Origin of the sequence: Mesorhizobium sp. M4A.F.Ca.ET.020.02.1.1 (assembly GCF_004022645.1) — a bacterium.
Lineage (GTDB): Bacteria > Pseudomonadota > Alphaproteobacteria > Rhizobiales > Rhizobiaceae > Mesorhizobium.
The window spans coordinates 1-3,866 of sequence record NZ_RZOI01000591.1 but is presented as its reverse complement, the minus strand read 5'-3'; the positions used below and the strand labels follow the sequence as shown (position 1 = coordinate 3,866).

Sequence of the window (3,866 nt, the reverse complement as noted above, 5' to 3'; positions counted from 1 at the left end):
CTATCAAGGAGTACCAGCACGGCGCTCTTTCAGCAAGAATATAACGATTTTTTGCGCCGCATTTGCGGCGCCCCGCCCGTTTCAAGGCGGCCGCGCCAAGGCCGCGGGAGCGGCCAAGGCGGCCCTTACGCCCTGTTGAGACCGGCAATGAAACCCGGCGCCCTTTTCTGCGTTTAGTTGGGTTAAGGCAATGAGGGTTCCCGACATGACCCAGGGATGGTTTTCGAGGCCGGTCACGGTTTCGGTGGGTGTCGCGGGCGCGATCAGGCACATTTCCAGCGCACAGCAGGCGGCAGAACTGCTGGCGGGCCAATGGCGCGACGCCGGCAGCGCGCTGCACGGTTCGGCGTTGCGCGCCTGCCGCCGGGCGATGAGCGGCGAGGTCTCGGCCGACGCAGCCAGGGACGCGTTCATCGGCGCCGCGCGCGAGGCGCATGTGCTGGTGGAGTGAGTCCGGAGCGCCGGGCGCCTGAAATGCGCATAGTCTGCTCTTTTGGGGACATGCGCCGAGATGCATTTGGGAAACACCTGGCTGGAAAAATACAACCGAGCGCTGTCAGCCATTCCCTCACACAAAAAAAATGTGCCACTCATGCACCATCAATCTCGAGGGGTGGGCAGCATGCGATTTATCTTTCAGACCGCAGCAATACTAGGGCTCCTGACCACTAGCGCTTTGGCCACGGAGGCCGGTTCGCAACTGCCGGTTGCATCAACTTACAATTGGTCAGGGGCTTATGTTGGCGCGCAGGCAGGATATGGCTGGGGTAAAGATGATTGGACGTTCCTCTCGTTCGACAACACCGGCTATTACGAGGTTCCCGCGAAGCCCGCTGGCGTCTTGGGGGGCATATATGGCGGTTACAATTATCAGTTCGACAATGGTGTTGTTCTCGGCGCCGATGCCGATTTCACATTCGCGGGTCTGAAGAAGGATGGCGTGAGAGGCCACTATATCGGCTCCAGCATCCCGGACACATTCTTCCGCTATGGATCAAAGGTTGACTGGACTGCCGCGCTTCGCGGCAAAGTTGGCTACAGCGTTGATCGCTTCTTGCCCTATTTCGCCGGGGGGTTGGCCGTTGCGCGCCAGAACGTGAATGAGACACAGAGCCTTCCATTCTCGCACGATGCGACCCGAACAGGGTGGACATTGGGCCTGGGCTTGGAATACGCGGCGACCGACAACTTGGTCGTTCGCGCTGAATATCGCTACAGCGATTTCGGCAAGAAACTGTTCCAGGTCGGTGGTGGTTGGTCTCCTCTCGAGGATCGGCTCTCGATCAACGACCTCCGCATCGGCGCTGCGTACAAATTTTAGGTAGCTGCGGCACGTCGAAAGCAGGCCCCGGCATCGTCCGGGGCATTTTGCATGCGGGGCGACAAGTCAAGCAACTGAAAGTATTGGCGATCCCGGCAGGATTAACAAAATTAAATTAAAACAATCGTTTAGCGCGAGTATCGCCTAACCTTTGTATCATAGAATCCCATAGCGTTTTTTCGCTGTTACCTAACTTTCAGGATAAGGATTCCGTCCTTGCAAATCATGAATATACGCCCAGAGCCGCCAGGCTACGGCCAAACCGTCGCGCGCTTCGACATCGCGCTAAGCGACGAACTTAGGCTTTTCGGCCTGCGCCTTAAACAGCGTTCTGCAGGTGGCTTTTCGGTGTATGCGCCGAATGCAGAAGGCCAGCGCTGCGTCACCTTCTCCCCTGCCCTAGTCGATGAAATCGCCCGCGCTGCTCTGGCCGCGCTTGAGGAGCGTAAGCCGCATGACCGCACCGCAGCAGCCTGAGAACACTTACAAGGTTGGCGATCGCGTCGAGCACGACACACATGGCGCTGGAACGGTAATCGAGGCTAGCAAGCACGGCGCGGTAGTATTGTTCGACCGCGGCAATCGCGGCAACTTCCGCACCGGCCCGCACCTTCGCCCTTCCGATACGCCCGTTCCGCGTGGCCACGACGCGGCCGAGTGCATCATACGTCTGAAACGTCTTCAAAAGCGCTATGGCGGAGAGATCCACAAAACCAGCCCGGTTGGTGGCCACGCATCAATCTACCGAGCAACCGTCGACGGTGAGCAAGTAACCATCGGCATTGGCGACGACGGCGAGCCGTATACCTACACCATCAAGGGCGGGCGCAAGCCGTTGGCGGAGCCGGCCGAGCTTGTTTGGGTAAACCCTGCACATTGGCACGGCGAGCAGATCCCCGTGCGGCAGTGGTACGTGCCGGATATGATCCCAATGCGGCAGGTGACGTTGCTTACCGGTGACGGCGGCGTGGGAAAAAGCCTCCTGGCGGCGCAGATTGGGGCAGCAGGTGCAATGTGCGTCGAAACTCTCGGGCTCGAGCCGTGGGGCGGCAAGGTCATCTATCTTGGCGCCGAAGATGAGGCGGACGAGTTTCATCGTCGGCTTGCAGATATCGCTAAGGCGTTGGGCGGCGACCTGTCCGACTTGCACCTTTTTCGGTTGCTGCCAGCTGCGGACATGGATGCGCTTCTATCGGCACCGGATAAGCATGGCGTTATGCAGCCGACCGCGCTGTGGCTAGACTTTGCCGACTTTGCTGAGAGCTACGAGCCCAAGCTCATCATCCTCGATACGTCCGCCGACCTCTTCGGTGGCGACGAGATCAAGCGTAGCCAAGTCCGCCAGTTCATCTCCATGCTTCGCAAGCTCGCGATAAAGATCAACTGCGCCATCGTGCTGCTGTCGCATCCGTCAGTCGCCGGCATGCAGACCGGCACCGGCACGTCGGGGTCGACGGCATGGAGCAATTCTGTGCGAGCGCGTCTCTATCTCACCGCGGACAAGGACGATGACAACCTCCGCACATTGAAAGGCATGAAGGCGAATTATGCGGCCAAGGGTGGCGAACTGAAGCTGCGTTGGCAGGAAGGCGCGTTTGTGTTGGATGACGGCAAGCCGTCGCCGGCCGCGGGGTTGTTGGCTGGCGCTGCCGACAAGGTGTTTCTCAGATTGCTTTCCGCCATCAACGGCAGCGGTCAGAACGTCAGTCCAAACCGCAGTTCCAGTTACGCGCCCACCGTGATGGCCAAGCGGCCGGATCGCGACGGCGTGTCGAAGAAGGCTCTGGAAGAAGCGATGCATAGGTCGCTGGCTGCTGGCACAGCAGCAGTGATAACCGAAGGATCTCCCTCTCGGCAGCGCCAACGGTTGGTCGTCGTAGCGGATGAGGTGAAACAGGGGCGTGCCGCCTTGCTTCCAACGGTACCTTCCAACGGTCTACCAACGCCTTCCAACGGTGCTGCTCACACACCCCCTATAACCCCCGTCGGCGTTGGTAACGCCCGACCGTTGGAAGACGGTCGGCAATACCAAGCCAACAACGACAATAGCGAACCTGCGCGGGAAGCCGCGTAACCCAACCCGCCTGCCAAACGCAGGCAACCAACAGAGGAGAGAACAAATGGAAATCACATGTTTGCAATCGAAGCATACGCCGCTGAACGTCAGCGCTTCATCAAAAACGACAAAGGCGGCCTAGACTGCCCATGGGAGCCGTGCCGGGTGATTGGCGTGACAAAGGACGAGGACGGCGAGTTGGTCTTCATTGTTGAAACCCAACACGGTCGCGACCGCATGCTTGAGACCGAAGTCTACGTTAGACGCGCATGAAGAAGGCGCCGCGGAAATCTATCTATAATCCGATTACAGATACCGGCCGGCGACAATCAGCGCTTGGCCGATCGACGCCTCGGCGATGATCTACGCGTACCGCGTGCGGGCTCTTCGTCGCGAGGCGGCTCCGCTTCGCGAGAGTTCTCTTGGACAATCAGCATGGCCAGGTAACCAGCCAGTCCAAGCATCAGCAATCTCAACATCGATCAGATC

Annotated in this window: 5 protein-coding genes; all 5 read left to right on the top strand. The window is 59.2% G+C overall.

Going from position 1 to position 3,866, the window contains the following annotated elements:
- Nucleotides 1-205: 205 nt before the first annotated feature.
- The 5 genes from EN742_RS27340 to EN742_RS27325 all read left to right on the top strand — a co-directional run bounded on the left by EN742_RS27340 (nt 206) and on the right by EN742_RS27325 (nt 3,650).
- Nucleotides 206-451 (top strand): DUF982 domain-containing protein, encoded by a 246-nt coding sequence (locus EN742_RS27340; RefSeq protein ID WP_127399939.1) that lies wholly within the window; start codon nt 206-208, stop codon nt 449-451.
- Between the two features lie 60 nt (nt 452-511).
- Entirely contained in the window at nt 512-1,321 is an 810-nt protein-coding gene (locus EN742_RS27335) for an outer membrane protein (protein WP_127405228.1), read from the top strand.
- A 216-nt stretch (nt 1,322-1,537) separates the two neighbouring features.
- On the top strand, nt 1,538-1,798 hold the full coding sequence (locus tag EN742_RS38275) for a hypothetical protein (RefSeq protein WP_189375616.1): 261 nt from the start codon (nt 1,538-1,540) through the stop codon (nt 1,796-1,798).
- Nucleotides 1,776-3,395 carry an AAA family ATPase gene (locus EN742_RS27330; protein WP_189375613.1) on the top strand — a complete coding sequence of 540 codons (1,620 nt, stop codon included), beginning with the start codon at nt 1,776-1,778 and terminating at the stop codon, nt 3,393-3,395. Before EN742_RS38275 ends, EN742_RS27330 begins: the two co-directional genes overlap by 23 nt.
- 57 nt (nt 3,396-3,452) lie before the next feature.
- Nucleotides 3,453-3,650: a hypothetical protein gene (locus EN742_RS27325; RefSeq protein ID WP_128333490.1), complete on the top strand. Its 198-nt coding sequence runs from the start codon at nt 3,453-3,455 to the stop codon at nt 3,648-3,650.
- The last annotated feature ends 216 nt before the right edge of the window (nt 3,651-3,866 follow it).

What these genes read in the sequence shown, in the direction of transcription:
- EN742_RS27330 (WP_189375613.1), top strand. Translation starts at nt 1,776, where the DNA reads ATGACCGCACCGCAGCAGCCTGAGAACACTTACAAGGTTGGCGATCGC.
- EN742_RS27340 (WP_127399939.1), top strand. Translation starts at nt 206, where the DNA reads ATGACCCAGGGATGGTTTTCGAGGCCGGTCACGGTTTCGGTGGGTGTC.
- EN742_RS27325 (WP_128333490.1), top strand. Translation starts at nt 3,453, where the DNA reads ATGTTTGCAATCGAAGCATACGCCGCTGAACGTCAGCGCTTCATCAAA.
- EN742_RS27335 (WP_127405228.1), top strand. Translation starts at nt 512, where the DNA reads ATGCATTTGGGAAACACCTGGCTGGAAAAATACAACCGAGCGCTGTCA.